This is a genomic window from Pseudomonas sp. NPDC087346 (assembly GCF_044744235.1).
Lineage (GTDB): Bacteria > Pseudomonadota > Gammaproteobacteria > Pseudomonadales > Pseudomonadaceae > Aquipseudomonas.
Genome location: NZ_JBIUXX010000162.1, coordinates 1 through 2,150, shown reverse-complemented (window position 1 = coordinate 2,150; position 2,150 = coordinate 1). Strand labels below are relative to the sequence as shown.

The window sequence follows — 2,150 nt, the reverse complement described above, 5'->3', positions numbered from 1 at the left end:
TCGGCAGTGGGGCTATGCCGATACGCATTATTACGACCCGGTGGGCCGTGAGTATCAGGTCATGACGGCGCTCGGCTACTGGCGACGTACGCGCTTTTACCCCTGGTTCACCGTCGCTGAAGATGAAAACGACACGCTGCAAGACGTCATGAATAGCACTCAGCCCGCACAGGGGAACCGATAATGAGCACAGCGTCTAACCTGACCACGGCACAACTGTGCCGGGGTACCCCCACCGTGTCGGTCATCGACAACCGGGGTTTGTCCGTCCGCACATTGCAGTACAACCGTAACGCCGTCGATGAGGCGGCCAATGAGCTGGTGACCCGGCAACAGTACAACGCCCTCGGCCAGTTGCTGAGTAGTCTGGACCCTCGGTTGTACAGCGCACAGCAGAGCAATCCTACGGTCCTGCCGAACTTTCGCTACCAAAACTCGTTGTCCGGCAAGGTCTTGCAAAGCCAGAGTCAGGATGCCGGCCGTCACGTCACGCTGCATGACGTGGAGGGTGCGCCGGTCTGGCAGGAAAACAACCGGGGTTTCCTGAAGCGCTTCACCTACGATGCGCTGCACCGGGTGAATGGGGTGTTTGAACGCGACGGCGCCGCGGCCAGTGAACGGGTCAGCGAGCGTTATGTCTATGGCGAGCCCCAGGCCAACGCCGTACAGGCCAACAGCCGCGGGCAACTGGTTCGCCACTATGACACCGCCGGACTCAACGAGGTGATTCGATACAGCGTCACCGGCCCGCCCCTGCAGACGATTCGCCAGTTGCTGCAAGATGACGCCGCCTTCAGCGATTGGTCAGCCAGCGAGACCCAGTGGCCAGCGCTGCTGGGGCCTGAGCGGTATGCCACTGGCATGGGCTACAACGCCCTGGGCGAGGTGCTGAACAGTGTCGATGCCAAGGGCAATCAGCAGCGTCAGTACCTCGACGTGGCCGGCCAATTGGCCCGCAGTGGATTGACGCTCGCGGGGCAGGTCACCGAGCGGCCCATCCTGACGTCGATCACTTACAGTGCCGGTGGCCAGGTGCTGCGTGAAGAAGCCAGCAATGGCGTGGTCAGCGCCTACACCTATGAACCGCAGACCTTGCGCCTGAACCGGCTGCTCACCACGCGCCCGGCACAGGGCGGGCGCAGCACGCTGTTGCAGGACTTGAATTACACCTACGATCCGGTCGGCAACATCCTGGCGATCCGGGATGCCGCGATCGACACCCGTTACGCCAGCAATCAGCAGATCGAACCGAGCAACAGCTACCAGTACGATGCGCTGTACCAACTGCGCTCGGCCAGCGGCCGGGAGAATGTCGGGGCAAGCCAGCAAGGCCCGGACTTGCCGGTCGCAAGCACGACCGACCCGAACCAGTACAGCAACTACACCCGCCAGTACCAGTATGACCGCGGCGCTAACCTGACTCAGATACGGCATGTCGGTAGCCGCACTTACACCCTGGACATGCAGGTGTCCAGCACCTCCAACCGAGCGGTGCAACAGACCCAGTTCCTGACGTCCGCCGATGTCGAGGGGCAGTTCGATACCGCCGGCAATCTCAAGCAGCTGGTGGCAGGCCAACCACTGCTCTGGGATGGGCGCAACCAATTGCAGCGGGTCACCCAGGTCAAACGCAACGGGCCCGATGATGACGAAGAGCATTACCAATACGATGGCAGCGGCGCCCGGGTGCGCAAGACCACAGTGAGCCAGACCAGTGGCACGACCCGTCGTGCGCAAGTGATCTATTTACCCGGTTTGGAGGTGCGTCGAACCCAGAGCAAGCAAGGCACCAGCACCTCCACCGAGGAGGAGGTGCACGTGCTGAGCCTGGGCGGCGCCGGCCGCCAGCAGATGCGTCTGTTGCACTGGGTTACGGGCAAACCCGCTGACATCCCCAATGATCAACTGCGCGGTAGCCTGGACAACCAGATCGGCTCGAGTGTGCTCGAACTGGATCAAAACGCGGATGTGCTGACCCGGGAGGAGTATTACCCGTTTGGCGGGACGGCGGTGTGGTCGGGCAAGAACGCCAGCGAGACGAAGTACAAGTTTGTGCGTTATTCGGGCAAGGAGCGCGATGCGACCGGGTTGTATTACTACGGTTTTCGCTATTACGCACCGTGGCTGGGGCGCTGGATCAATCCGGATCC

At 61.9% G+C, this 2,150-nt stretch carries 2 protein-coding genes; both read left to right on the top strand.

The genetic code is table 11. The features are described from left to right. Positions 1 to 184 (top strand): hypothetical protein (locus tag ACIOZM_RS31770; protein WP_401221629.1); only part of this gene is annotated, 184 nt, incomplete at its 5' end. After that, on the top strand, positions 184 to 2,150 hold a 1,967-nt coding region (locus tag ACIOZM_RS31765; protein ID WP_401221626.1), incomplete at its 3' end, for an RHS repeat-associated core domain-containing protein. The genes ACIOZM_RS31770 and ACIOZM_RS31765, both read left to right, overlap by 1 nt.